The sequence below is a fragment of the Agromyces sp. NPDC058104 genome (genome assembly GCF_042884835.1).
In the GTDB taxonomy this organism is placed as follows: Bacteria; Actinomycetota; Actinomycetes; order Actinomycetales; family Microbacteriaceae; genus Agromyces.
In genome coordinates, this window is the sequence record NZ_JBHVTD010000001.1 from 1,428,928 (window position 1) to 1,453,225 (window position 24,298).

The 24,298-nt window shown below is 70.6% G+C and carries 24 protein-coding genes; 3 read left to right on the top strand and 21 right to left on the bottom strand.

Going from position 1 to position 24,298, the window contains the following annotated elements; translation table 11 throughout:
- The 4 genes from ACFVTH_RS06780 to ACFVTH_RS06795 all read right to left on the bottom strand — a co-directional run bounded on the left by ACFVTH_RS06780 (position 1) and on the right by ACFVTH_RS06795 (position 4,388).
- Positions 1-984, bottom strand: coding sequence for an ABC transporter permease (locus ACFVTH_RS06780; RefSeq protein ID WP_387088139.1), 984 nt, complete (start codon positions 982-984; stop codon positions 1-3).
- On the bottom strand, positions 981-1,787 hold the full coding sequence (locus ACFVTH_RS06785; RefSeq protein WP_387088143.1) for an ABC transporter ATP-binding protein: 807 nt from the start codon (positions 1,785-1,787) through the stop codon (positions 981-983). Before ACFVTH_RS06785 ends, ACFVTH_RS06780 begins: the two co-directional genes overlap by 4 nt.
- Positions 1,784-2,665 (bottom strand): ABC transporter ATP-binding protein, encoded by an 882-nt coding sequence (locus tag ACFVTH_RS06790; RefSeq protein ID WP_387088146.1) that lies wholly within the window; start codon positions 2,663-2,665, stop codon positions 1,784-1,786. The genes ACFVTH_RS06785 and ACFVTH_RS06790 overlap by 4 nt, the downstream gene beginning before the upstream one ends.
- Positions 2,666-2,729: 64 nt before the next feature.
- Entirely contained in the window at positions 2,730-4,388 is a 1,659-nt protein-coding gene (locus tag ACFVTH_RS06795) for an ABC transporter substrate-binding protein (RefSeq protein ID WP_387088149.1), read from the bottom strand.
- A 254-nt stretch (positions 4,389-4,642) separates the two neighbouring features.
- Here ACFVTH_RS06795 and ACFVTH_RS06800 point away from each other — a divergent pair, with 254 nt between their 5' ends.
- On the top strand, positions 4,643-5,281 hold the full coding sequence (locus tag ACFVTH_RS06800) for a TetR/AcrR family transcriptional regulator (RefSeq protein WP_387088151.1): 639 nt from the start codon (positions 4,643-4,645) through the stop codon (positions 5,279-5,281).
- Between the two features lie 39 nt (positions 5,282-5,320).
- Here the strand turns inward: ACFVTH_RS06800 and ACFVTH_RS06805 are convergent, their stop codons facing one another.
- The 6 genes from ACFVTH_RS06805 to ACFVTH_RS06830 all read right to left on the bottom strand — a co-directional run bounded on the left by ACFVTH_RS06805 (position 5,321) and on the right by ACFVTH_RS06830 (position 10,577).
- On the bottom strand, positions 5,321-6,052 hold the full coding sequence (locus tag ACFVTH_RS06805) for a DsbA family protein (RefSeq protein WP_387088153.1): 732 nt from the start codon (positions 6,050-6,052) through the stop codon (positions 5,321-5,323).
- 154 nt (positions 6,053-6,206) lie between these two features.
- The gene (locus ACFVTH_RS06810) at positions 6,207-6,824 is read right to left on the bottom strand and encodes a DUF305 domain-containing protein (protein ID WP_387088156.1); all 618 of its coding nucleotides are present in this window, start codon (positions 6,822-6,824) and stop codon (positions 6,207-6,209) included.
- An 87-nt stretch (positions 6,825-6,911) separates the two neighbouring features.
- Complete coding sequence (locus tag ACFVTH_RS06815) at positions 6,912-7,457, bottom strand: hypothetical protein (RefSeq protein ID WP_387088159.1); 546 nt, start codon at positions 7,455-7,457, stop codon at positions 6,912-6,914.
- 129 nt (positions 7,458-7,586) lie between these two features.
- Positions 7,587-8,069: a ferritin-like domain-containing protein gene (locus ACFVTH_RS06820; protein ID WP_387088162.1), complete on the bottom strand. Its 483-nt coding sequence runs from the start codon at positions 8,067-8,069 to the stop codon at positions 7,587-7,589.
- 110 nt (positions 8,070-8,179) lie between these two features.
- Positions 8,180-9,022 carry a class II glutamine amidotransferase gene (locus ACFVTH_RS06825; RefSeq protein WP_387088165.1) on the bottom strand — a complete coding sequence of 281 codons (843 nt, stop codon included), beginning with the start codon at positions 9,020-9,022 and terminating at the stop codon, positions 8,180-8,182.
- 103 nt (positions 9,023-9,125) lie between these two features.
- Positions 9,126-10,577, bottom strand: a complete 1,452-nt coding sequence (locus tag ACFVTH_RS06830) for a DUF2252 domain-containing protein (protein ID WP_387088168.1) — start codon at positions 10,575-10,577, stop codon at positions 9,126-9,128.
- Positions 10,578-10,694: 117 nt separating this feature from the next.
- On the opposite strand from ACFVTH_RS06830, the gene ACFVTH_RS06835 reads away from it, so the two are divergent.
- Positions 10,695-11,276: a YdeI family protein gene (locus tag ACFVTH_RS06835; RefSeq protein WP_387088171.1), complete on the top strand. Its 582-nt coding sequence runs from the start codon at positions 10,695-10,697 to the stop codon at positions 11,274-11,276.
- Between the two features lie 20 nt (positions 11,277-11,296).
- On the opposite strand, the gene ACFVTH_RS06840 is transcribed toward ACFVTH_RS06835, so the two are convergent.
- Both ACFVTH_RS06840 and ACFVTH_RS06845 read right to left on the bottom strand, forming a co-directional pair.
- Positions 11,297-12,616 carry a serine hydrolase domain-containing protein gene (locus ACFVTH_RS06840; RefSeq protein WP_387088174.1) on the bottom strand — a complete coding sequence of 440 codons (1,320 nt, stop codon included), beginning with the start codon at positions 12,614-12,616 and terminating at the stop codon, positions 11,297-11,299.
- 200 nt (positions 12,617-12,816) lie between these two features.
- Positions 12,817-14,124 (bottom strand): ATP-dependent RecD-like DNA helicase, encoded by a 1,308-nt coding sequence (locus tag ACFVTH_RS06845; RefSeq protein WP_387088177.1) that lies wholly within the window; start codon positions 14,122-14,124, stop codon positions 12,817-12,819.
- Between the two features lie 187 nt (positions 14,125-14,311).
- Here ACFVTH_RS06845 and ACFVTH_RS06850 point away from each other — a divergent pair, with 187 nt between their 5' ends.
- Complete coding sequence (locus ACFVTH_RS06850; RefSeq protein WP_387088179.1) at positions 14,312-15,358, top strand: hypothetical protein; 1,047 nt, start codon at positions 14,312-14,314, stop codon at positions 15,356-15,358.
- Positions 15,359-15,510: 152 nt separating this feature from the next.
- Here the strand turns inward: ACFVTH_RS06850 and ACFVTH_RS06855 are convergent, their stop codons facing one another.
- The 9 genes from ACFVTH_RS06855 to ACFVTH_RS06895 all read right to left on the bottom strand — a co-directional run bounded on the left by ACFVTH_RS06855 (position 15,511) and on the right by ACFVTH_RS06895 (position 24,251).
- Positions 15,511-17,481 carry a cytochrome c oxidase assembly protein gene (locus ACFVTH_RS06855; protein ID WP_387088182.1) on the bottom strand — a complete coding sequence of 657 codons (1,971 nt, stop codon included), beginning with the start codon at positions 17,479-17,481 and terminating at the stop codon, positions 15,511-15,513.
- Positions 17,482-17,646: 165 nt separating this feature from the next.
- The gene (locus tag ACFVTH_RS06860; RefSeq protein ID WP_022889039.1) at positions 17,647-17,934 is read right to left on the bottom strand and encodes an HU family DNA-binding protein; all 288 of its coding nucleotides are present in this window, start codon (positions 17,932-17,934) and stop codon (positions 17,647-17,649) included.
- A gap of 204 nt (positions 17,935-18,138) precedes the next feature.
- Complete coding sequence (locus tag ACFVTH_RS06865) at positions 18,139-19,515, bottom strand: PxKF domain-containing protein (protein WP_387088185.1); 1,377 nt, start codon at positions 19,513-19,515, stop codon at positions 18,139-18,141.
- A 199-nt stretch (positions 19,516-19,714) separates the two neighbouring features.
- Positions 19,715-20,020, bottom strand: a complete 306-nt coding sequence (gene rpsN / locus ACFVTH_RS06870; RefSeq protein WP_022889040.1) for a 30S ribosomal protein S14 — start codon at positions 20,018-20,020, stop codon at positions 19,715-19,717.
- Positions 20,021-20,023: 3 nt separating this feature from the next.
- A complete protein-coding gene (gene rpmG, locus ACFVTH_RS06875) occupies positions 20,024-20,191 on the bottom strand; it encodes a 50S ribosomal protein L33 (RefSeq protein WP_157423719.1) in 168 nt (55 codons plus the stop codon).
- Positions 20,191-20,427, bottom strand: coding sequence for a 50S ribosomal protein L28 (rpmB, locus tag ACFVTH_RS06880; RefSeq protein ID WP_157423720.1), 237 nt, complete (start codon positions 20,425-20,427; stop codon positions 20,191-20,193). Before rpmB ends, rpmG begins: the two co-directional genes overlap by 1 nt.
- 195 nt (positions 20,428-20,622) lie before the next feature.
- On the bottom strand, positions 20,623-21,294 hold the full coding sequence (locus ACFVTH_RS06885; RefSeq protein WP_387088188.1) for a hypothetical protein: 672 nt from the start codon (positions 21,292-21,294) through the stop codon (positions 20,623-20,625).
- Positions 21,291-22,868 (bottom strand): amino acid permease, encoded by a 1,578-nt coding sequence (locus ACFVTH_RS06890; RefSeq protein WP_387088191.1) that lies wholly within the window; start codon positions 22,866-22,868, stop codon positions 21,291-21,293. The genes ACFVTH_RS06885 and ACFVTH_RS06890 overlap by 4 nt, the downstream gene beginning before the upstream one ends.
- A 9-nt stretch (positions 22,869-22,877) precedes the next feature.
- Positions 22,878-24,251 carry a glutamate decarboxylase gene (locus tag ACFVTH_RS06895; RefSeq protein WP_387088194.1) on the bottom strand — a complete coding sequence of 458 codons (1,374 nt, stop codon included), beginning with the start codon at positions 24,249-24,251 and terminating at the stop codon, positions 22,878-22,880.
- Positions 24,252-24,298: the final 47 nt, after the last annotated feature.

Genomic DNA, 24,298 nt, shown 5'->3' on the forward strand with positions numbered 1-24,298 from the left:
TCAGGCCTCCAGCTGGCGGGCGCGCGGGTCGAGGATCGCGTAGGCGATGTCGGCGAGGATGTTCGCCGCGAGCACCGCGAGCGTGATGACCAGGAACAGGCCCTGCATCAGCGGGTAGTCCTTGGCGTTGGTCGCGTCGAGCAGCAGCTTGCCGACGCCCGGGTACGAGAAGACGAGCTCCATCACGAGCGTGCCGCCGACGATGAAGCCGAGCGAGAGCGCGAAGCTCGACAGCTGCGGCAGCATCGCGTTGCGGGCGGCGTAGCCGGTGACGACCTCCCGCTCGGGCAGGCCCTTCGCCTGCGCGACCGTGATGTAGTCCTCGTCGAGCACCGTGATCATCATGTTGCGCATGCCGAGGATCCAGCCGCCGAGCGAGGCGACGACGATCGTGAGCGCCGGCAGGGTGCCGTGGTAGATCACGCTGCCGATGAACTCGGCGTTGAACCCGGGGGTCACGCCCTTGTCGTAGGCGTGCGAGGCGGGGAACCACCCGAGCGTCGTCGAGAAGATCGCGATCGCGATGAGGCCCATCCAGAAGTAGGGCACCGTCGAGAAGAAGGTGGCGATCGGCAGCAGGGCGTCGGCCTTGCTGCCGCGCCGCCAGCCGATGAACGCGCCCGTCGCGGTGCCGAGCAGGAACGAGATGATCGTCGCGAGGCCGACGAGCCCGATCGTCCACGGCAGCGCGACCGCGATGACGTCGGTGACGGGCGAGAGCCCGTGCGAGAACGAGCGGCCGAGGTCGCCGCTCAGCAGCAGGCGCCAGTAGTCGAGGTACTGCTGCCAGAGGGGGGTCTCCTTGTCGAGGCCGAACAGCGTGCGCAGGGCCGAGGCCGCCTCGGGGCTGATCTTGCCCTGGTTCTTCGCGAGGAACGCGGAGACGGGATCGCCCTTCATCATGCGCGGCAGGAAGAAGTTGATCGTGATCGCCGCCCAGAGGGTGACGAGGTAGAAGAGGACGCGTCGGACGATGAACCTCACGCGCGGGCTCCTTCGGCGCTCGGGGCCGCGAAGTGGCGGTCGGGGTCGGGGGATGCATCGCGCAGCGCGCGGGTGTACTCCTGCGTCGGGCGCAGGATGACGTCGTCGGCGGGGCCCCGCTCGACCACCCGGCCGTGGTGGAGCACCATGATCTCGTCGCTGAAGTGGCGGGCCGTCGCGAGGTCGTGCGTGATGTAGAGCACGCCGAGCTGCGACTCGCGCTGGAGCTCGGCGAGGAGGTTCAGCACGCCGAGCCGGATCGAGACGTCGAGCATCGACACGGGCTCGTCGGCGACGAGGAGGCTCGGTCGCGAGGCGAGCGCCCGGGCGATCGCGACGCGCTGGCGCTGGCCTCCCGAGAGCTCGTGCGGCCGGCGGTCGATGACGCGGCCGGCGTCGAGTCGAACCCGCTCGAGGAGGCGGTGCACCTCGGCGTCGACCTCGTCGCGCGGCACCACCTTGTCGAGCCGCAGCGGCCGCTCGAGGTGGTGGCGGATCGTGTGGTACGGATTCAGCGAGGCGAACGGGTCCTGGAAGACCATCCGCACCTGCGCGCGATACCGGCGCAGCGCGCGGCCCGATCGCGGGATGGGCTGCTCGTCGAGCAGCACCTGCCCGTCGCTCTGGCGTTCGAGCTGGGTGATGATCTTCGCGATGGTCGACTTGCCGCTGCCCGACTGGCCGACGAGGGCGAGGGTCTGGCCGCTGCGCAGCGTGAAGTCGACGTCGTCGAGGGCGAGCATCCTGCCGGCTCCGCGCACGCGGTAGCGCTTCGTAACGTTGCGGAATTCGAGGACGGTCATGCCGAGAGCTCCTGGGCGACGGTGGACGTGGTGAGGGGCGCGTTCGACGCGGCGCGCACGAAGTCGCCTCGGTCGCCGGTGAGGCTCGGGAACGAGCTCAGGAGGGTGCGCGTGTACTCGTGCTGCGGGTCGCGGTAGAGGCGCTCGGCGGTGTCGAGCTCGACGATGCGGCCCTCGCGCATGACCGCGATGCGGTCGGAGATCTCGAGGAGGAGCGGCAGGTCGTGCGTGATGAAGACGACCGAGAAGCCGAACGCGTGCCGCAGCTCCGAGATCTTGCGCAGGATGTCTCGTTGCACGAGCACGTCGAGGGCCGTCGTGGGCTCGTCCATGATCATGAGCTGGGGCCGGAGCGCGAGCGCCATCGCGATCATCACGCGCTGGCGCATGCCGCCCGAGAGCTCGTGGGCGAACGACTTCAGCCGGTCGCGGCCGACCCCGACGATCTCGAGCAGCTCGCCGCACTCGCGGGTGCGTTCGGCGCGGCTCATGCCGGGGCGGTGCGTCGTGAACACGTCGGCGAGCTGGCGGCCGATCGGCAGCACGGGGTTGAGCGCGTTCATCGCGCCCTGGAAGACCATCGACGCCTTGTTCCAGCGGAAGCGGCGCATCTCGTCGACGGTGAGTGCGCCGATCGAGACGTCCTCGCCGGATGCGTCGTGGAAGACGACCTCGCCCCCGGTGATGACGGCGGGCGGCTTCAGCAGTCGCTGCACCCCGTAGGCGAGGGTGGTCTTGCCGCAGCCCGACTCGCCGGCCAGGCCGAGGATCTCGCCCCGTCGGAGTTCGAGGCTGACCTCGCGCACCGCCTCGACGGGCGGGTCGCTCTCGTAGGTGACGCTGAAGTCGGTGATGGTGAGGAGGGCGTCGTCGCTCATGTGTCGTGTCTCTCACGTGGTGCGGGAGCCGGGCCGTCGCCGGCCCGGCTCCCGCTGGGGTGGATCAGTCGGCCGGCTGCAGCTTCGTCAGGATGTAGACCGCGGTCGGCTGCGTCGGGTCGGCGGGGGCGTACGGGTCGTCCTCGCCGGGCCATCCCACGTAGTTGCGGGTGTTGTACTGGCCGATGAAGGGGCGCGTGCCGACGGGGATCGTCGGCACCTGCTCGACGAAGATCCTCTGCACCGACTCGAGCGCGGCGGTGCGGGTCTCGTCGTCGGTCGCGTTCGCGTACTCGGCGAGCGCGGCCGTCGCCTCGGGGCTGTCGAAGCGGCCGAAGTTGAAGTCGGCGGCCTCGCCGATCGGCTTCAGGAAGCGGCCGTCCATCTGGTCGCTGTACAGGTCGTACGGCGTGGCGCCCGAGTCGGTCCAGTGCAGGATCGCCTGGAAGTCGCCCTCGCTCTTCGCCGCCCACCAGGTGTCGGCGTCGGGCGTGTCGACGGCCGCCTCGACGCCGAGCGCCTTGACGGAGTCGGCGATGAGGCTGATGCCGGTCACGTAGTCGTTCCAGCCCTGCGGGACGGTGAGGGTGAAGGTCACCGGCTCGCCGTCGGGGTCGACGAGGGTCTCGCCGTCCCAGGTGTACCCGGCGTCCGAGAGCACCTCCTTGGCGGCGTCGACGTCGACCTCGACCTCCTCGCCCTGGAACTCGTCGGCGATGTACGCGTCGCCGGCGGGGGTCGGCAGGCCGGTGACGCTCGTCAGCTCGGGCACGCCGCCCTCGCGGGCGATCTCCTGGTGCTTCTGGCGGTCGACGACGAGGTTGACGGCCTGGCGGAACGCGACGTCGTCGAAGGGCTTCGTCGTGGTGTTGACGAACATCGAGTCGGTGCCGAGGCCGGCCGCCGCCCAGTAGACGTTGTGCTCGGGGTCCTTGTCGAGGTACGCCGACCGCACGTTCGGGATGAAGGCCTGCGCCCAGTCCGCGTCGCCGTTGGCGAGCGCCGTCGTGAGGGCCGTGTTCTCGGCGTACGACACGTAGTAGAGCGTCGGCACGGCGACCTCGCCGCCCCAGTAGTCGTCGCGCACCGTGAGCGTGACGGCCTGGCTGTCGAAGTTGCTCAGCACGTACGGGCCGGTGCCGACCGGGTCCTCGTTGACGAACGTGGTCGGGTCGTCGACCTCGGACCAGACGTGCTCGGGGAGGATGAGCGTGTGCAGGACCTTGTCCTGCTTGACGAACATCGGCGCCGCGAACGTGACCGTCGCCACGTTGCCGTCGACCGAGACCTCTGAGATGCCGAGGGCCTTCGTGTCGAGAGCGGGGTTGCCCTTGATCAGCTCGAACGTGAAGGCGATGTCGTCGGCGGTGAAGTCCTCGCCGTCGTTCCACTTCACGCCGTCGCGGGCGGTCAGCTGCACCGAGGTGTAGTCGTCGGACCAGGCGATCTCCGACGCGAGCCACGGCACGACGTCGGCGCTCGGGTCGACGAGGTTCACGATGCCGAGGGGCTCGAAGATCGCGTTGGCGTAGCCGAGGCGCATCGCCGACGAGTCGCTGATCCAGGGGTTGTTGCCCTCGGTCGTGATCGGGCCGTCGGGCTTGGCGATGGTGAGGGCGGCGCCCGCTTCGGCACCGCCTTCGTTCGAGTTTCCGCTCGTGCAACCGGTGAGCACGAGCGCGGCCGCGATACTCGCGGCCACCAATGCGGGCTTCAGCCTCACTGCTGTCTCCTCAGGGTTCGTCGTCCGGCTCGGCCGGATCGGATGTGATCGTCACTGCGGGGCGCGTGCCGCTCTGCGCCCTGAGATGGGGCGGTGCGGACGTCGCTGTCGCAGCGTGGTGTGGTGCTCGCGATTTACCTTACTGACAAGTCAGCAAATTGCAAGCGCCAGGTCATGGCGGTGACGTGCCGCCGCTTCCGTCGACGATCATCGGCATAGACTTACCGGTCGGAAGGTCATCGAGAGGGGGCAGGATGTCGGACACCGTGAAGCGGCCTCGCTCGCGCCCCGAGACGCTCGCGAAGCGCCGCGAGATCCTGCAGGCGGCGACCGAGGTCTTCGGCAGCAAGGGCTACACGAACGGCACGCTGGTCGAGATCGCCGAACACGTCGGAATGACACACGCCGGAATCCTGCACCACTTCGGCTCGAAGGACCAACTGCTGATGGAGGTCCTCACGTATCGCGACCAGAGCGACGTCGCCGACCTCGAGGAGCAGCACATCCCGGGCGGGATCGAGCTCTTCCGCCACCTCGTGCGCACGGCGTTCGCCAACGCGCAGCGAGCCGGCATCGTCCAGGCGTTCGTCGTGCTGTCGGGCGAGTCGGTGACCGATGCCCATCCCGCCCAGGCGTACTTCTCCGAGCGCTACCGCGTCCTCCGCGGGCAGGTCGTCGAGGCCTTCGGCGTCGTCTGCGCCGAGCGCGGCGTCAGCGACACGCGCGCCGTGTCGAACGCCGCGGCCGCGATCATCGCGGTCATGGACGGCCTGCAGGTGCAGTGGCTGCACGCCCCCGACGAGGTCGGGCTCGCCGAAGCGACCGAGTTCGCGATCGAGGCGATCGTCTCGGCGGTGCTCGATCCCCGCCCGTCGCCCCTCGCGGGCGACTGAACGCTGGTCCTGGGCGCTCGGCGGCCAGGCACCGGCCCGCTACTCCCCCGCGGTCTCGAGCGCCGCCTCGATCCCCGCCTGCAGGTCGTCGTAGGCCTCGAGCCGCAGCATCTCGTCGTTCACGAAGAAGGTCGGCGTCGACTGCACGCCGAGCGCGACGCCGTCGATGCGGTCGGACTCGACGCGGGCGAGCGTGGCGGGATCCGCGACGGCCGCGTCGTACGCCGCCAGGTCGAGCCCGAGCTCGCCCGCGAACTCGCGGAAGAGCGGAGCCCGCGACTCGCGCTGCTCGCCCCATTCGGCCTGCGTCTCGAAGAGCTTCGCGTACATCGGCTCGAAGGCGCCCTGCTGGGCGGCGGCCTCGGCGGCGACCGCGGCGTTGCGCGAGTTCAGGTGGCCGTCGAGCGGGAAGTAGCGCGTGACGAACGTCACCTCGCCGGCGTACTCCTCGCGCAGCTGCTCCACGAGCGGGAAGAAGGCCCCGCACGCCTCGCACTCGAAGTCGAGGAACTCGACGACGGTGACCCCGCTCGTTCCGGGGTCGCCGAGCACGTGGCTGTCGGCGCGCACGGTGGGGGCGACGGCATCCGAGGACGACGGGCCCGCGCCGCCCGACGCCGGCGGCGCCGTCTGCGGCCGGAGCAGTGCGAACGCGAGCGCGACGATCGCGATGAAGGCCGCGATGAGGGCGACGTTCACCCAGACGATCCTCCGGCGTCGGGATGCCTCGGTGCCGGCCTTCGCCGCGGGCTTCGGGGTGTTCTCGGTCATGGGGTGTTCCTCCGGATCGGTTGCAGGGGTCGGTAGTCGGGCGTCGGGCGTCGGGCGACGCGGCGGCTTCGAGTCTCGTGCCGTGCGTCGGCGTCGCGCCGCCACGGATTCCCGGGCGGCGCGACGCGACAGCGGCTGCGGCTGCGGCGAGCCGCTATCCACGCGGAGACGCGCCGAGCAGCTCCTGCATCAGTGCGATCTCGTCGGACTGGGTGGCGACGATGCGTTCGGCCATCGCGACCGCGTCGGGGTGCTCGCCGTCGGCGATCTCGGCCTCGGCCATCTCGACCGCGCCCTCGTGGTGCACGATCATCTGCTCGAGGTAGAGCCGCTCGGCCTCGGCGCCGGCGGCGGCCTCGAGCGCGGCGAGGTCGTCCTCCGACATCATGCCGTCGCCGTGGTCCATGCCGCCCATGTCGACCTCCTCCTGGCCCCATTCGGCGAGCCAGTCGCGCAGCCGGTCGATCTCGGGCAGCTGCGCCGCCATGACGCCCTCGGCGAGCGCCCGCACCGGGTCGCTCAGCTCGGGCTCGGCGAGCAGCAGCTCGCTCATCTCGACGGCCTGCTCGTGGTGCGGGATCATCATCGTCGCGAAGGCGACGTCGGCGCCGTTCGCGCCCGCCGCCGAGGCGGCGCTCGAATCGGTCGCGGGGGTGGAGGCCGAGCCGTCGCCGTGGTCCATGCCCTCCATCGAGGTGTCGGCGCAGCCGGCGAGCGCGAGCGCGGTGGCCGCCGCTGCGGCCGTGATCAGGAGCTTTCGTGCAGTTCGCATCAGTGTTCTTCCATTCGTCGGGGTCGATCGGGTGACTGCCGACGGGCATGGCGAAGCCACGCCCGTTCGACGGGCGCCGGGTTCGACTCAGGTGCGACTGATGGAGAGAACGGTGAGATCGGGTCGGTGCAGGTGCGAGGGGATGGCCCGGAGGAGCCCCGCGAGCAGCGCCGTACCGCGATCGTGCAGCCGACGGAACACGGCCGGTCCGCCCGCGAGCAGCACGAAGGCGACGAGCACGAGCAGCATCGCGCAGCTCATCACCATGAGCGCGCAATCGCTCAACGCGCTCATGCACGCCTCGTCGCAGGCGACGGCGTCACCGGCCGAGCCGATGACGGACGCGACGAGCGCCGTCGTGCCGAAGCCCGCGAGCACGTGGTGCTCCGCGGCGGAGACGGCGGCAGGCGACGCGGCGTGATCGCCGCCGCCCGGCTCGGTCGCTGCGTGCGCCTGCGCGCCGTGCGAGACGGCGACGGTGGCGGTGTGCTCGGCGCCCGCCCCCGCCGTGTGCATCGCGAGCAGCCCGACGAGCACGGCGGCCACGCCGAGCAGTGCGAGCAGTGCGAGCAGTGCGCGCCGCACCGCGTCGATGCGTGAACGGCCGGCGGCACGGGCCGCGCTCGACGACATCGCACCTCCTGGCCGGGACGCTCGCGGGTCACCGCGGCGACGCCGCGGACGAATACCCCCCGAGCGTACTGCACCGCGCGAGGCGGCCGGCTGGGAATCCGCCGGGCGCGAGCCGGTGCGCCCCAGCGCTCACCCTGCGATCGTCTGCAGCTTCGTGCGGATCTCCTCGCTCGTGTGCGTCTCCTGGTCGAGGTTGGCCTGGAGCAGCGCGAGCGCTTCGGAGGCGCCCATCGCCGAGACGGGCACGATCAGCGACTCGTACGCCGAGATCTCGTAGTGCTCGTTGCCCAGGGCGCTCGCGAGGGCGGCCTGGTCTCGCAGCTGTGGGGCGCTCCGCTCGAGCAGCGAGGCGGCCTGGCGGCTGATGCCCTTCGTGCTCGGCGAGGGCGCGGTCGACTCGCGCAGCTCGAGCAGGCGGAACACCTGCTGCAGGTTCGCGATCTGCTCCTTCGTCTCGTCGGCGTGGTGGCGGAACAGCTTCTTGATCTCGGCGGTCTTCACCGCGGAGGCCAGCTCGCCGAGCGCCGCGAGGGAGTCGTTCTCCATCGTCAGCGCCGTGCGCAGCTGGAAGTGCAGCAGCTGTTCGGGACGTTCCAGGGTCTGCTTGACCATGTCATCTCCTTCGATCACCGGCCACGCTCGCATCGTCGCAACGGGTGCTCAAGGGGATTGACATCGCTCCGGCCGACGGCCGCACGCGCTCCTGGGGACGGATCGGCCGATCACTCGGCGTTCGCGAGGAACGGCTCGTGCCGGTACTGCCCGTCCTCGAGGATCGCGACCGTCGCCTCGGGCACCTCGACGAAGGCGCCGGGCAGGTTGCTGAGCGGCTCGGACACGATGACGCGCGCGCGGGCGCCGAACCCCCGCAGCCGCTCCTCCTCGGGATACATCTCCTGGAGGGTCGCCATCGCGATCGAGTGGAACAGGGTGCGGGTGCGCCCCTGCGAGGAGTACCGGAACGCCCACACGACCGAGCCGTCGGAGACCGCGACGGTGCCCTGCATCGGGAACTCGACGCCGTGCGAATGGCCGATCTCCTCGACCTTGCGGACCGCGGCGGTCATCGCGGCGACCGGGTCGTCGCGCAGCCCCAGCGTGAGGGCGAGATAGAACAGCAGCTCGGAGTCGGTCGTGCCCCGGATGAGCGGGTAGAACTCGGGCGCCACGGCGAGCGCGAGGTCGCGCCGCACACGCGAGAGGCCGGCGAGGGCCCCGTTGTGCATGAACAGCCAGTTGTCGTGCCGGAAGGGGTGGCAGTTCGTCTGCTGGATCGGCGGCCCCGCCGCCGCGCGCACGTGCGCGAAGAAGAGCGGGCTCTCGATCGCGTGCGTGATCTCGCGCAGGTTCTCGTCGTGCCACGCCGGCTCGATGCTGTGGAAGAACGTGGGCGACGTCCCGGGAGCGCCATCGGTCGGGTACCAGCCGACGCCGAAGCCGTCGCCGTTGACGGTCTCGGCGCCGAGCGGCGAGTTCAGCGACTGGGCGACGAGCGAGTTCTGCGTGTCGAGGATGAGCTTCGAGAGTTGGATCGGCTCACCCGAGTACGCCAGCCAGCGGCACATGATGCTCCCTCCCCAGGGGGTTACGGATGCCTCTGGGGAGAGGGTACGCCCAAACCCCTCGTCGCGGCAGGCCGACGCGGACCCGTCGGCGACCGGCCGGCGCTCAGACGGTGGGGGCCGCCTCGAGGCGCCCGGATGCGACCGCATCGAGCAGCGCGCGGTGGTCGCGCTCGTTCTGCTCGGCGTACACCGCGGCGAACTCGGCGATCGCCCGGTCGAAGCGGTCGCTCGACCCGAGGTAGGCGGCGATCGCCACCCGGTCGCCCGAGCGGGCGTGCGCCCGGGCGAGCGTCGCGCCGCAGATGCGCGCGTAGAGCCGCACCGCGTCGGGAGGCATCGCCTCGAGGTCGGTCGAGCCCTTCCAGTCGTGCAGCTGCCGCACGGTGTAGTCGCGCTCGACACCGTCATGACCGGTCACCCGCTGCCACCCGAGGCACAGGTCGCTCGCCGCCTGCATCAGCCGCTGTCCGCGCACGACGCGCTCACCGTGATGCGCGAACTCGCTCTGCGGCAGGAACCGCTCGAGCACGGAGGCCTCCGCCTGCTTGGCCTGGAGGAGCAGCCGGTCGTCGTCGTCGCGCCCGCGCAGCAGCAGGATCCACGCCCGCATGCCGACGCTGCCGACGCCGACGACCTTCCGCGCCATGTGCGCGTAGCGGTACTCGGCCAGGGGGTGCCGCGCGAGCGGCAGTGTGGCCTGGTAGTCGCGCAGGAGCCGGCGGAGCTCCCGCTCGTCGTCCTCGGCTGAGCGGCCCTCGGGCCTGAGGTCCTCGAGCGGCACGATGAGCGGCGGGTCGGCCATGATCCGCAGCTCGCCGTCGACGACTCCCACCAGCTTGCTCGCCGCCCGGATGCTGTCGCGGGTGCGCGCCTTCGCGAGCCCCGCCTCGGCACGCTTCACCTGCTTCGAGTCGACGTGATCGGCACGGTGCTCGGCCTGCACGAGCGCGAGGAACTGCTCGGCGTCGAGGCGGTCGTACCAGGCGTCGAGCACCCGAGACTCGGCCGCGTGCGTCATCTGCTCGCGATAGCCGCGGGCCGCCGCGAGCGCGATGCTCCGCCGCTCCTTCGCCCCGAACCCGCGATGCCGCCCGGCGACCTCGCAGCTCGCCGCGAGACGGGCCACGTCCCACTCCCACGGGCCGGGCAGCGTCTCGTCGAAGTCGTTGATGTCGAACACGAGCCGACGCTCGGGGGTGCCGAAGACCCCGAAGTTCGAGAGGTGCGCGTCGCCGCAGAGCTGCACGATGAGCCCCGAGACGGGCATGGATGCGAGATCGGCGGCCATGATGAGCGCGGCGCCGCGGAAGAACGCGAACGCGGAGGTCAGCATGCGGGCGTGCCGGATCGGCACGAGCTCGGGCACCCTGGTCGCCGCCTGCTCCTCGAGCAGGCCGACCGGATCGGGCCGGTCGGGCGCCGGCGACCAGTGCGCCGGCGAGTCTCGCGGTACACGCCGCCTCGCGGCCCGCCCGAGCTCTGCACGAGCGGCGAAATCACTCGCATCGACCTTCGCGTCATCGCCCTCGGGCGATGCGACCGACCATTCCTCCATTGGCAGCCCGGCTTCCGATGATCCGTGGAGACGACGAGCGGATGCTCGGCACCAGTATCGCAGCGGCGTCGAACGGCGCACGGCGCGACGCTCCGCACCGTTCGCTAGCCTGTCGGCATGGCCGACGGCGACGCATCCGAGTACTTCCAGCCCGAGTCCCGTGCAGCATGGCGATCCTGGCTGCTCGAGCACCAGGGCCGAGCGGACGGCGTCTGGTTCGTCTCGTGGCGCACCGCCACCGGGCGCCCGCGCATCCCCTACGAGGACGCCGTCATGGAGGCGCTCGCGGTCGGCTGGATCGACGGCCAGGCGAAGACCCTCGACGACGAGCGGCACGGACAGTGGTTCTCGCCCCGCAAGCCGCGCAGCCCGTGGGCGGCGACGAACAAGGCGCGCGTCGAGCGCATCGAGGCCGAGGGCTACATGCAGCCCGCCGGTCGCGCCGCGATCGAGGCCGCGAAGGCGAACGGCATGTGGACCGTGTTCGACGACGCCGACCGGCTCATCGAGCCGCCCGAGCTGACCGCCCTGCTCGATGCCGACCCGGCCACCCGCGCGAACTGGGAGTCCTTCCCCGCGTCGGTACGGCGGTGGGCCCTCTCGCAGATCGCCCTCGCGCAGCGAGCGGAGACGAAGGCCAAGCGCATCGCGGAGATCGCTCGCAAGGCGGCCGCAGGAGAGCGCCCCGGTCCGCGCTGAGCCGACGCCCGACGGCCGGGCTACCCCTCGGCCGGCTCCTCGGCCTCGGCTTCGACGGCGTCGGGCGCCGTCGGGCACAGCGCGAGCTCCTGCATCTTCGCCGTCGCCTGCTCGAGCGACCACGGCAGCTCGACGAGCGGCTGCTCGCGGCCCTCGCTCGCCTTGGCCTTCGACCCGATGGAGGCGAGGGCGAACGCCGTCTCGCGTGCGAAGGCCTCGCCCGACGTCGAGTTGTTGAGCGCGATGACGACCGTCAGCCCGGTCTGGGGATCGGTGAACGCAGCGGTCAGCGACCCGGCCGACTCGCCCGCGGTGCCGCGCAACGGACCGTACTGGGCACCGCCGAGGCCGAACTGCTCCCAGACCGGCGCGTCGCCGCCGAGATGCTCCGTCGTCCACAGCTCGCGGGCGCTGTGCTCGCCGACGATGGCCCCGGTCGCGAACGCCTCGCTCAGCCGACGGGTGTCGTCGAGGTCGGACCTCGCCCCCGCTGCGGTGGCGCCCATCGAGCTCGACTGGGCGGAGTCGTCGTGGATCACCGTGCAGTCGAGCTTGCCGTCGGCGCCGGTTCCCGCCGCGTAGGCGCCGAGGCTCCCCTCGTGACGCGTGTCGCCGGGCACCGGGATCTCGGTGTCGTCGAGGCCGAGGGGCTCGAGCACGTATTCCTCGGCGAGCTGGGTCCAGTCGCGCCCGGTCGCCTCCTCCATGGCGCGGGCGAGCAGCAGCACACCGGTGCGCGAGTACGCCCATGCTTCGCCGGGCTGACCGGTACGGGTGGTCGCGAGACCGCCGGCGAGCAGCTCGTTCGGCGACCAGATGCGCTCGGGGTTCGTGACGAAGTGCGCCTCGAGCCCCGGGTAGTAGTCGGCGATGCCCGAGGTGTGGCGGCACAGCTGCTCGAGCGTGATGCCCTCGAGTCCCGGCACGCGGTCGACGTACTCGGAGACCTCGTCGTCGAGCGAGAGCGTGCCGGCGTCGACGAGTCGCAACAGGATGAGACAGGTGATCTCGGACGTCACCGTCGTGAGGTGGAAGCCGGTCTCCTCGGTCACCTTCGGCGAGTTCTCGCGGAAGTCGACGGTGCCGGTCGCGCCGGTCCATCCGCCCGACCACGGCGACCACACGCCGGCGACGCCGCCGCTCGAGCCGCTGAGCGCGACGGCCTGCTCGAGCACCTGGTCGAGCTGCTCGGCGACGTCGGCGCTGAAGGCGGCGTCGACGGGCTCGAACCGACTCGCCGGATCGACGGATCCGCCGGTGCACCCGGCGAGCGCGAGGACGGCGATGATCGCCGCGAGTGCCGAAGCCGCTCGCCGCCTGCCCCCAGTACGGTCAGCCACCGTGCCCCCTCAGCCGTGTGTCCGGTCAAATTGTAACCCGCGATGCGGGATTCGCCCGGCTGGGCGGGCGACGAGGGGGCGGTCGGAGCTCCCCCTCAGAGGGTTATGTCCGGACGCGCGCCGATGGTTCCAGACGCGTCGCTCCGAAGGCACGCACCGGGCGGCCGCACCGTCGCCCGGCCGCAGCCGCGCACGACGGCTCAGCGGGCGGCAGTGCCGATCTCGCGGGCGGCACCCGCCATGAAGCGCTCGACGTTGCGGTCGACGATGATGTCGCTCGGCCGCAGCGGCCGCTGCAGGTACAGGCCCTCGAGCGAGGTGAGCCGGCTCAGCGCGACGTAGCTCTGGCCCGGGCTGAAGACGCGCGGCCCGAGGTCGACGATCGCCGTGTCGTAGCTCGCGCCCTGCGACTTGTGGATCGTCACCGCCCAGGCCAGCCGCAGCGGGAACTGGGTGAACTCGGCGACGATCTCCTTCTCGAGCTTCTTGCGCGTCGGATCCCAGGTGTAGCGGTACTTCTCCCAGGTGACGGGCTCGATCTCGTGCTCCTCGCCGTCGATCTCGACCCGCACCTCGCGCTTCAGCGAGGTGATCGTGCCGATCGTGCCGTTCACCCAGCGCTGGCCCTCTGGGCCGATCGCCGTGTCGTTGCGGAGGAACATCACCTGCGCGCCGACCTTCAGCTCGAGCCGCTCGTCGGCGGGGAACGCCCGGCCGCCGAAGTCGCCGTTGACCTCGGCGGCGTTCGCCTTCGAGGTGCCGGGGAGGCGCTTCAGCGCCGTCGCGTTGATGCGGTTCACCGTGCTGTTCGTCGTCGCGAGCGTGATCGCGCCCTGCTCGGGCAGCGGGCGCCGGGCGCCGACCCCGTTGAGGACGCCGGCCATCTCGGCCGTCACCCGCCCGTGCCGCACGGCGTTCAGCAGCTGCTTGAACTCGTCGTCGTGCTGCCGGTGGATCTCGCCGAGCTCGAAGATCTTGAGGTCGGCCTCGCGCCACACCTTCGCGTCGAAGAACCACATCGAGTCGTAGGTGTCGGCGAAGTACGCCCGCTCGTCGGCGTCGCCTGGCACCGGCGCGAGCTGGTACGGATCGCCGAAGAGCACCACCTGCGCTCCCCCGAACGGCTCGAGCGGCCGCTGCCGCGCCTGCCGCAGCGAGCGGTCCATCGCGTCCATCAGGTCGGCGTTCACCATCGACACCTCGTCGACGACGAGCGTGTCCATCGCGTTGAGGATCTTGCGGACGGTGTCGTTCTGGTCGATGTCGTGGTCGGCGATGACCCCGATCGGCAGCCGGAACAGCGAGTGGATCGTCTGCCCGCCGACGTTCAGTGCGGCGACCCCGGTGGGAGCGCAGATCACGATCTGCTTCTTCGTCTGCCAGTTGAGGTGGTTCAGCAGCGTCGACTTGCCGGTGCCCGCGCGCCCGGTGACGAAGACGTGCTCGCGGGTGTCTTCGATCGCCTGGAACACCGCGGCCTGTTCGCGGGAGAGGGTCACGTTCTGCACGGCGGTCTTTCGATGGGGCGGATGTCTCGGGCCGACGCCGCACCGGGGGCCCGCGCGGCGGCGCTCCCACTGTAACCGCGACCGGGGGCGGCCCGGGCTCACGGGGCCGACTCCGTGGCATCCGCCTCGTTCGCACCGGCTGTGGAGATGCTCAGCTTCCCGCCATCGCGAAACATAGACTGTGCGGGTGGGGAATGCTGGCGAGGTGCGGGGCCGGGTCTCGGTGCTGGCCGTCGCCGGGTGGGCCGGGCTCGCCGCGCTCCTCGTCGCCGCCTTCCTCGCCGCGCTCGGCGGGTTGAACCAGTCGATCTACGGCGCCTCCAGCTTCGTCCAGGGCTACCTCGAGGCGATCGCCGACGACGACATCGCGACCGCGTCGACGACGCCCGGTGTCGCCCTCGACGACGCCACGCTCGAGGAGCTCGGCCTGCCGGCCGACATCTCGACGGCGATGCTCCGATCGGGGGTCGTCGAGTCGGCGCCCGAGGACATCGAGATCGTCGAGGACGTCACGAACCCCGACGGCAGCCACACGGTGACGGCGAGCTACCGCCTCGGCACCGAGATCACCGAGTCCACCTTCGAGGTGCGCCCGATCGAGCCGCTCTACGGGGTGCTCGCCCGGTGGGAGTTCGCCGACAGCCCGCTCGCCGTGATCGACGTGACCGCGGCCCACAACCCGCTCTTCACCGTCGGCACGCTGACCCTCGACACCCGCGCGACCAAGACGGGCGACGAGCTCGCCGCCTTCACGCAGGTCGCCCAGTACCTCGCGATCGCCCCCGCCGTCTACGAGTTCTCGTACGACTCGCCCCTGCTCGCGGCACCGCACGTGACGGTTCCGGCGAGCGCGGCCGAGCAGGTCGCCGTCACCGTCGACGCACAGCCCACCCCGGCGTTCGTCGAGCGGGTGCAGACGAAGGTCGACGAGTACCTCGCGGCCTGCGCCGCGCAGAAGGTGCTGCAGCCGGCCGACTGCCCGTTCGGCATCGAGATCGACGACCGGGTCACGAGCGAGCCGACGTGGAGCATCATCACGACTCCCCAGGTGACGCTCACCGCGGGCGAGGACTCGTTCGACATGCCGCCCACCGAGGGCGTCGCGCACATCTCGGTCGAGGTGCAGGACCTCTTCGACGGCCACTACTACACGCTCGAGGAGGATCGCCCGTTCACCCTCGCGCTCGCGGCGACGATCCGCCCCGACGGCTCGATCGCGATCCAGCTGCAGTAGCGCGGGCGGCTCCGCCCTGCCCTGCCCTGCCCTGCTGCTGCTGCTGCTGCTGCTGCTGCTGCAGGAGAATAGGCTCCATGGTGCCCTGACAACCGGGGATGGGGCCTGATCTCCTGCAGAAGCAGCGTGCCGGGCGGGATGCCCCGGGCCGGTCAGCGTTCGTCGTCGCGGGCGGCGATCGCGGCGAGCCGGGCGTTGTACTCCTCGAGCTCCGCGTCGCCCGTGCGGTCGGCGTGCCGGTCGCGGCGCTTCGACTCCTTCTCGTCGCTGCGCGACCACTGGAACGCGACCGTGATCGCGAGCGCCACCGTCGGGATCTCGCCGATCGACCAGGCGATGCCGCCGCCGAGCTGCTGGTCGGCGAGCGCATCGGTGCCCCAGCCCATCGCGCCGTACCAGTCGGCGAGCAGGAGCCCCGTGCCGGTCATGATCGCGAGGCCGAAGAAGGCGTGGAACGCCATCGTGCCGAGCAGCAGCAGGAGCCGGAACGGGTACGGCAGCCGGTACGGCACCGGGTCGATGCCGATGAGCGACTGCACGAACAGGTAGCCCGTGATGAGGAAGTGCACGATCATCCACTCGTGGCCGATGTGGTCGAACATCGTCCAGCGGAAGAGCGGTGAATAGTAGAACACCCAGAGCGAGCCGGCGAAGAGCACGGCCGCGACGATCGGGTTCGCGATGATGCCGGCGACCTTCGAGTGCACGGCGAGCATGATCCACTCGCGGCCGCCGCGCGAGCCGTCCTTCCGGGGCTTGATCGCCCGGGCCGCGAGCGTCACGGGCGCACCGGGAACGAGCAGCACCGGCACGGCCATCGTGAGCACCATGTGCGCGAGCATGTGCGCCGAGAACAGGTACTGCTCGTAGACGTTCACGCCGCCGTTCGTGACGTACGCGAGCAGCAGCAGGCCCGAGACCCAGAGCACGGTGCGGTACGCGGGCCACTTGTCGCCGCGCTTGCGGAGGCGACGGACGCCCGCGAGGTAGAAGAAGATGCCGAAGCCGCAGGCGAGCAGCCAGATGAGGTCGGGGTTCCACTCGGTGAAGTAGCGGAAGGTCTCGGGCCACGGCGGCAACGGTTCGCCCGTGAGGATCTCGGCGGGCGTGCGCGCCAGTTCGCCGGCCTCCTCGGAGACGGGGGTCGCGGTGCGTGCGAGCGCCGCCGCCACGCCCGAGGCGAGCCCCATGAACGCGAGCTCGGCGACGACGAGCCACCAGAACGCGCCGGAGCCCGAACCCGCGCCCCGTGACATCCGGCCGATGAGGAACCGACGCTGCGCCGCACCGAAGAGGCCCAACGCGATCAGGGCGGCGACCTTCACCACGACGAGCGCGCCGTACGGCGTCGCCAGCTGGTCGAACGTGCCGATGCGCAGCGCCGCGCTCGCGTACCCCGAGACGGCGACGACGATGAAGCAGATGAGCGCGACGGTCGAGTAGCGCGCGAGCACGACGGGCAGGCGCTTCGCGCCGAGCTCGCGCTGCAGCAGCACGATCGTGAGGAGCCCGCCGAGCCAGACCGCCGCGAAGACGAGATGCAGGCCGAGCCCGGTGACGGCGGCGGCGTGACCCGCAGCGCCGGCGGCGTGGCCCTGCTGCGCCATCGGCACGAGCGAGGCGACCGCGAGCACCGTCACGAAGACGAGCGCGGTGTGGTTGCGCACGGCGAAGCAGAGCACCGTCACCGCGGCCGCGACGAGGGTCGTGATGAGCCACGACTGGCCGAGCTCGATGGTCGTGACGAACTGCCCGAGCTTCTGCCCGAAGGCGTCGCTGAGGTCGAACGGCACCGCCGTGACGAGGATGAAGGTGAACAGCCCCGTCGCCGCACTCGCGACGGTCATCACGGCGGCCGAGGCGGCGGCCACGTCGAGCGCGAGGTCGAACTCGCGCTTCTTCGGGCTCAGCGCCCACACGGCGAGCACGAGCGCGCCGATCATGCCGGCGGCGCCGAGGTTCACGAAGAGCTTCGCGACGGGCACGCCGTATCGGGCCAGCGGCCCCGGGTCCTGGATCAGCTGTTCGGCGGCGCCTCCGCCGAACGAGAGTGCGGCGAAGGTCGCCACGAGGGCGACGGCGGTGAGCACGGCAGGGCCGAGCACTCGGACGGAGCGGGGCACCGAACCAGCCTAGACGGCAGAGGCTGGATGCCTCGTGGGCGACCCCGTGGCATCCCCGCCCCCCCCTGAATGCGTGCGTTCTCTCCCGGGAGGAGCGCGTGCGGCCTCCGGGAACGACGAAGGGGCGCACGGCTCACGCCGCGCGCCCCTTCGGGAAGGCCCTGGTTACTTGGCAGCAGCCTTGAGCTTCGAACCGGCCGAGACCTTGACCGAGTAGCCGGCCGGGATCTCGATGGTGGCACCCGTCTGCGGGTTGCGGCCGGTGCGCGCAGCGCGGTGCGTGCGCTCGACGGCGAGCCAGCCCGGGATGGAGACCTTGGTGCCCGAGCCCACGGACTCGGCGAGCGCCTCGAACAGACCGCCGAGCACGGCGTCGACGGTGGCCTGGCTCTGGCCGGTCGACGCAGCGATCTTCGCGACGAGCTCGGTCTTGTTCAGCGACTTGTCAGCCATTGAATGTCCTCCTCGGACGTTCGCTGTATGTACAGCACTTTGTTGAAGATTCGGGAACGAGCTTGCGCCGCCCCCGTGGCCTTGAGGCCGCCTCGAATGTAACAGAGATCCGCGGAATCTCGCGGATTTCCGGGCTTCTTGGGTGTTTTCCCACGGCGTGTCGGAGCCCCAGGAGCGATTCCGAGTCGCTCCTGGGGCTCGGGGCTACTTCAGGAACTTGAACTTCGCGGTGCGGGTGACCCCGTCGTCGAGCTGCAGCTCGAACGTCCCGCAGGTGCCGGCCCAGCTCTTCTGGGTCTTCCAGACGTAGACGTACTGCCCCGTGACGGCGTCGTAGCTCAGGCTGCTGCCGCCGGCCGTGACCGTCGTCTCGATGGCGTCGACGGCGGCCGCGCCGCAGGCCGTGAACACGACCTTCGGGTACCCGTCCGCGATGATGTCGAGACCCTGGTCGCCGCCGAGGCTGAACTTCATCGGCACGGCGCTGCCGGCCTTGACCGAGTTGACCACGCCGCCCATGTCGACCGGACGGAAGAAGCCGTCGAAGTCGTAGATCACCCGGTACCCGCACGACACCGCGGCCGACGCGTTGCCGGCCTTGTCCAGCGCCGTGCCTTCGGCCGCCGTCGCGGTCTTCCAGCCGACGCTCGAGGTGTCGAGCGGGATCGAGCCGCTCTCGTAGCCGTCGGCGATGCCCGAGCCGCCCGCCTCGTCGGTCGCCGTCCAGCTCGCCTCGGCGACCGAGTCGAGCAGCACCGGCTCGGTCGGGCAGATGAGCGCCACGACCGGCGGCGTCACGTCGACGACGGTGAAGGTGCAGGAGGCCTCGGCCGAAGGGTTGCCCGCCTCGTCGACCGAGGTGCCGGCCGGGGCGGTGGCGGTGTGCTCACCGAGCGTCGACGTGTCGAGCAGGATCGAGCCGCTCTCGTAGCCCTCGGCGACGCCGGAGCCGCCGTCCTCGTCGTCGGCGGTCCAGGTCGCGTACGCCTCCTCCCCCTGCGGGATGGGGTCGGTCGGGCAGAGGAGCGTCACGATCGGGGCGGTCTCGTCGACGGGGTCGACGACGACGCCGCAGTTCTCGACGCTCCAGCTCACGTTCACCGACGCGGTCCGCAGCTTGGTATCACCGTTGACCACCGTGCCGCTCGCCTGGTAGCTCGCCTGCCCGCTGAAGGTGCCGTTCGTGTCCCCCGCCGCGACCGTGATCGTGGAGGTGGTCTTCGCGCTGTCGACGGTCGAGTGCTGGTCGAGGCTCGCCCAGTCGCCCGGGAGCGTGATGGTCGGGGGGATCGGCTGCGTCGCCGAGACGTTCGTCTGCGCGGTGCGGGAGAAGGTCAGCGTGGATCCGCTCTGGAAGATGGTCGCGGCCCCGTTGCCCCCTCGATCGAGGTTCAGCTTCACGACGACGTCCCTGCTCGTCTCGCATCCGAGCACGCCGAGCTCGACGACCGGGGTCGAGACGACGAGGTCGTCGACGGTGACCGTCGATTCGAGGTCATCGGCGTACGCGATCGCCCCTCCGCCCAGCACGAGTGCGGCGGCAGCGGCCGCCCCGAACATCGATCTGCTCCAGCGCTTCATCCGCTTGCCCTCCGTCGTCGGTGAACTCCCATGCGTGCGCATGCGCCCACGGGTGCGTCAACGCTAGGGGCGGCGACGCGACCGGCAGCAGGCCCCCGTGATGGTGCCACCACAACGGGGAGTCCCCCGAAATCGACGAAAGAGGGGCGCCCCGGATCTCTCCGGAGCGCCCCTCTTCGTGAAGCGTGAAGCTACGTGCTCACCAGCTCGACTTGGTGATGCCGGGCAGCTCGCCGCGGTGCGCCATGTCACGGAAGCGGACACGCGAGACACCGAACTTGGTGAGCACGCCACGGGGGCGGCCGTCGATGGCGTCACGCGAACGCACGCGGATCGGCGAGGCGTTGCGGGGCAGCTTCTGCAGGCCCACGCGAGCGGCCTCGCGGCTCTCGTCGGTGCCGTTCGGGTCGACGAGCGCCTTCTTCAGCTCGAGACGCTTCTCGGCGTAGCGGTCGACGATCACCTTGCGCTGCTCGTTGCGAGCGATCTTGCTCTTCTTCGCCATGATTTAGCGCTCCTCTCGGAAGTCGACGTGCTTGCGGATCACCGGGTCGTACTTCTTGAGCACGAGACGGTCGGGGTTGTTGCGACGGTTCTTGCGGGTCACGTAGGTGAACCCGGTGCCGGCCGTCGAACGGAGCTTGATGATGGGACGGACGTCCTGCTGCTTCGCCATTAGAACTTCACCCCACGAGCCTGCATGTCACGGACGACGGCCTCGATGCCGCGAGCATCGATGACCTTGATGCCCTTGGCGGACACGTTGATCGTGATGTTGCGACGGAGCGACGGAACGAAGTACGTCTTCTTCTGCACGTTCGGGTCGAAGCGGCGCTTCGTCCGGCGGTGCGAGTGCGAGATGTTGTGTCCGAAGCCGGGAACGGCTCCGGTCACCTGGCACACTGCTGCCATTGGTTTCCTCCAATACCGAGGGGCGGATGCCCCTCCCAAGGTCTCTTGTCTGCTGACGTTCCCACGCCGAATCCCGCGATTTCTCGCGGGGAAACGATGGGGATTGTCGCGGTCTGGGCAGTGGATGTACCCAGCCAACGAGCCAGTTTAGCAGAGCGGCCGGTCGGGGCCGAATCGAGCGCGGATGCCCCGGGTTCAGGCGCTCGGGGTGTCATCGCCGTTGGCGCGGCGCGACAGCAGCGCCGCGAGCAGGAAGCAGACCGCGCCGATGAGCGTTCCGAGGTTCGCCCAGAACATGCTCACGAGCGTTCCCGTGTCGGGATCGACGTACGCACCGACCGCCGAGACGCCGAACGCGATCGACCCGAGCATGTTCAGCCAGGTGCCGTGCCACGAGCGCGCGTCGCGATCCCAGAGCTCTCCGCGATCGCGCGTCGCGACGATCGCGAACGCGCTCGAGACGAGGAACGCGACCGAGCCGAACGCGTCGGGGCGCCAGCCCGCACCGAGCCGCGACGGGTCGGCGACGGCCGCGGCGAGCGCGACCGCGGTGCTGACGTTGAAGCACAGCGTGCCGGCGAACTGCACGGCCGCGGCCCACCAGTCCCAGAAGTCCGCCCGATTGGTGCCGCTCCTCGGCACCCGCCGTCCGCTGAGGCTCAGCTGGATGAAGGCGGCGAGCGTGAAGAAGATCGAGCCGACGAAGAAGGTGATGCCGACCCCCACGGCGCCCGCCCACTCCGCGTAGAACGGGATCGCGCCGACGAGGAAGCAGAGCGAGCCGACGGCGAACCCCCACGCCTCGCGACGCAGGCGGAGGCGACGGCGGGGCTCGACCGCCGCCCCGGCCCCGTCTGAGGCGCTCACGTCGCGTCCGCGCCGGGCGACGACGGGGCCGACCCGGATCCGGCGCCCGGTGCGGCGTCCGACGCCGCGGGCGTCGCGACCTCGTCCTCCTGGTGCGTCCCCCGTCTGCCCTTCTCGGCGTCGCTGCGCCGATCCCAGCCGGGTCTGCGCGCCGCGTAGAAGATGAGCGGCGGCAGGCCGAGCACCACGATGACCGCGCCGACGATCCAGGGATACGCCGCCGTCGGGAACGCCGTGAATCCGTCGGGCGGGATGAACGCGAGCAGGAAGGCGGCGAGGCACGCGAGGAAGCCGACCCCGGCGATCAGGTTCATCGCCGGAACCCGGTACGCGCGCTTCACGTCGGGCGCCGTGCGCCGCAGCATGATCGCCGACACGAACATCAGCATGTACATGATGAGGTAGAGCGCCGCGGCCATGTCGATCAGCGCGACGAAGGCGGCGCTGACGTCGGGCACGATGATGAAGATCGCGGCGAGCAGGGTGACGATCGTGCCCTGCAGCATCAGGATGCCGGTCTGCACTCCTTCCTTGTTGCGCTTCTGCAGCGCCGGCGGCAGCAGTCCGGTCTCCGCCGCCGCGAGCAGGCCCTTCGAGGGCCCGGCGATCCAGGCGACCACCGAGGCGAGCGCGCCGGCCGCGATGAGCGCCGAGACGACCGCCGTCGCCCACTCGCCGACGCCCCAGTGCCCGAAGTACTCCTGGAAGGCGAGCATGATGCCGTTCGTAAGCCCGAGCTCCTTCTGCGGCACGGCGACGGCGATCGCGATCGTCGGCAGGATGAACACGAGGAGGATGAGGATCGCCGCGAGGAACACCGAGCGCGGGTAGCCGCGCCCGGGGTCGCGCATCTGGTTCACGTGCACGGCGTTGACCTCCATGCCGGCGTAGGCGAGCACGTTCGAGACGATCAGCACGATCGAGGCGAGGCCGGTGAACGGCGGGATGACGGCGGACGCCTCGAGCGGCACCTGGCTCTTCTCACCGCCGAACACCCAGATCGCCCCGAACACCACGAGGAGCGCGGCCGGCAGCAGGGTTCCGAGGATGCCGCCCCACGAGCCGAGCTTCGCGAACAGGTTGCCGCCGCGCAGGGTGATCAGCGTCGAGCCCCAGTAGAGCACGAGGATCACGACCGCGGTGAAGAATCCCGAGTTCGAGAGCGAGGGGTCGAAGAACACGAACGCCAGCGCCGCCGCGATGAACGAGAGCTGGGTCGGGTACCAGACGACGTTCTGGATCCACTGCAGCCAGACCGCCGTGAACCCCCAGCGGTTGCCGAGCGCCTCGCGGACCCAGACGTACACCCCGCCCTTCCAGCCGGTCGCGAGCTCGGCGGCGACGAGCGCGGTCGGCACGAGGAAGAAGATGGCCGGGATCAGGTAGAGCGTGATGCTGCCGAGGCCGAAGACGGCCATCGCGGGCAGCGAGCGGAGGCTCGCCACGACGACGAGCGTGAGCAGCGCGAGCTGGCCGACGCCGAGGAAGCTCGTGACGGCGCTGCGCGGGGCCAGGGGATGGTTCGAGGCGGCCCGCCCCGATGCCTCCGTTGCGGCCGTCGCATCTGCAGGCATGACGGCCCCCTAGTGGTGGAACCCCGGTCGCTGGCCCTCGACCGGCATCGGCGACTCGAGCGCGTCGAGGTACGCGGTCTCGGTCTGGATGTCGCGGAGCAGCTCGGCCGCGAGGTCCATGCTCAGCCCGTTGCGCACGACGATGCGCTGCACCGTGCGGTCGCTGAGGTCGTCGGGCAGCGGGTAGGCCGGAACGAGCCATCCCTTCTGCCGGAGCCGGTCCTGGAGGTGGTAGAGGTTCCAGTTGTCGGTGTGGCCGGCCTTCAGTCGCCACGCGAACACCGGGATGTCGCTGCCGTCGCTGACGAGCTCGAACGCGTCGATCTTGGCGATGCCCTTCGAGAGGTACAGGGCGACGTCCTGCGAGGCCTGCTGCACCGCCGTGTACCCGGTGACACCGAGCCGGAGGAAGAGGAAGTACTGCAGCAGCACCTGGGCGCCGGGGCGCGAGAAGTTGAGCGCGAGCGTCGGCATCTCGCCGCCGAGATAGCTGACGCGGAAGATGAGGTCGTCGGGCAGCACGTCGGCGGTGCGCCAGACCACCCAGCCGAGGCCCGGGTAGACGAGGCCGTACTTGTGCCCCGAGGTGTTGATCGAGTGCACGCGCGGCAGCCGGAAGTCCCACTCGAGGTCGGGCTGCAGGAACGGGGCGATCATCGCCCCCGAGGCGCCGTCGACGTGGATCGGGACGTCGAGCCCCGTCTTGGCCTGGAGCGCGTCGAGCGCGTCGGAGATCTCCTTGACCGGCTCGTAGGCGCCCGTGTACGTGACGCCCATGATGACGACGACGCCGATGGTGTTCTCGTCGATGTACGGCTCGAGCTGCGAGCCGTCGAGCTTCGGGTGCTCGTCGCTCACCGGCACGTAGCGGGGCTCGATGTCGAAGTAGTTGCAGAATTTCTCCCAGCAGACCTGCACGGCGCTCGACATGACCATGTTGGGCTTCGAGGCGTCCTTGCCGGCGGCGCGGCGCGCCTGCTGCCACCGGCGCTTCATCGCGAGGCCGCCGAGCATTGCCGCCTCGGACGAGCCGATCGTCGACGTGCCGATCGTCGTCTCGGGGTCGGGCGAGTGCCAGAGGGCCGCGAGCATGCGCCAGCACTTCTCCTCGATCGCCGCGGTCTGCGGGTACTCGTCCTTGTCGATCATGTTCTTGTCGAAGGCCTCGGTGTAGAGCGCCTTGGCCTCGTCGTCCATCCAGGTGGTGACGAAGGTCGCGAGGTTCAGGCGCGCGTTGCCGTCGAGCATGACCTCGTCGCGGATGATCTGGTAGGCGGTCTGCGGCAGCGACTCCCCCGGTGGGATCCGATGACGGTCGGTGAGCGTCGCCTCACCGGGCCGTGCGAACCTCGGGGTGTACTGGTTGTCGTCCTGCTCGGCCATCGTCGTCCCTCCCGGGCATCGCCGCTCGCGGCACCGAGTCGACGGCA

Bases quoted from the DNA above. Each gene is read 5' to 3' on its own strand.
- ACFVTH_RS06785 (WP_387088143.1), bottom strand. From the start codon at position 1,787: ATGACCGTCCTCGAATTCCGCAACGTTACGAAGCGCTACCGCGTGCGC.
- ACFVTH_RS06790 (WP_387088146.1), bottom strand. From the start codon at position 2,665: ATGAGCGACGACGCCCTCCTCACCATCACCGACTTCAGCGTCACCTAC.
- ACFVTH_RS06800 (WP_387088151.1), top strand. From the start codon at position 4,643: ATGTCGGACACCGTGAAGCGGCCTCGCTCGCGCCCCGAGACGCTCGCG.
- ACFVTH_RS06805 (WP_387088153.1), bottom strand. From the start codon at position 6,052: ATGACCGAGAACACCCCGAAGCCCGCGGCGAAGGCCGGCACCGAGGCA.
- ACFVTH_RS06810 (WP_387088156.1), bottom strand. From the start codon at position 6,824: ATGCGAACTGCACGAAAGCTCCTGATCACGGCCGCAGCGGCGGCCACC.
- ACFVTH_RS06815 (WP_387088159.1), bottom strand. From the start codon at position 7,457: ATGTCGTCGAGCGCGGCCCGTGCCGCCGGCCGTTCACGCATCGACGCG.
- ACFVTH_RS06820 (WP_387088162.1), bottom strand. From the start codon at position 8,069: ATGGTCAAGCAGACCCTGGAACGTCCCGAACAGCTGCTGCACTTCCAG.
- ACFVTH_RS06825 (WP_387088165.1), bottom strand. From the start codon at position 9,022: ATGTGCCGCTGGCTGGCGTACTCGGGTGAGCCGATCCAACTCTCGAAG.
- ACFVTH_RS06830 (WP_387088168.1), bottom strand. From the start codon at position 10,577: ATGGAGGAATGGTCGGTCGCATCGCCCGAGGGCGATGACGCGAAGGTC.
- ACFVTH_RS06835 (WP_387088171.1), top strand. From the start codon at position 10,695: ATGGCCGACGGCGACGCATCCGAGTACTTCCAGCCCGAGTCCCGTGCA.
- ACFVTH_RS06860 (WP_022889039.1), bottom strand. From the start codon at position 17,934: ATGGCTGACAAGTCGCTGAACAAGACCGAGCTCGTCGCGAAGATCGCT.
- ACFVTH_RS06865 (WP_387088185.1), bottom strand. From the start codon at position 19,515: ATGAAGCGCTGGAGCAGATCGATGTTCGGGGCGGCCGCTGCCGCCGCA.
- rpsN (WP_022889040.1), bottom strand. From the start codon at position 20,020: ATGGCGAAGAAGAGCAAGATCGCTCGCAACGAGCAGCGCAAGGTGATC.
- rpmG (WP_157423719.1), bottom strand. From the start codon at position 20,191: ATGGCGAAGCAGCAGGACGTCCGTCCCATCATCAAGCTCCGTTCGACG.
- rpmB (WP_157423720.1), bottom strand. From the start codon at position 20,427: ATGGCAGCAGTGTGCCAGGTGACCGGAGCCGTTCCCGGCTTCGGACAC.
- ACFVTH_RS06890 (WP_387088191.1), bottom strand. From the start codon at position 22,868: ATGCCTGCAGATGCGACGGCCGCAACGGAGGCATCGGGGCGGGCCGCC.
- ACFVTH_RS06895 (WP_387088194.1), bottom strand. From the start codon at position 24,251: ATGGCCGAGCAGGACGACAACCAGTACACCCCGAGGTTCGCACGGCCC.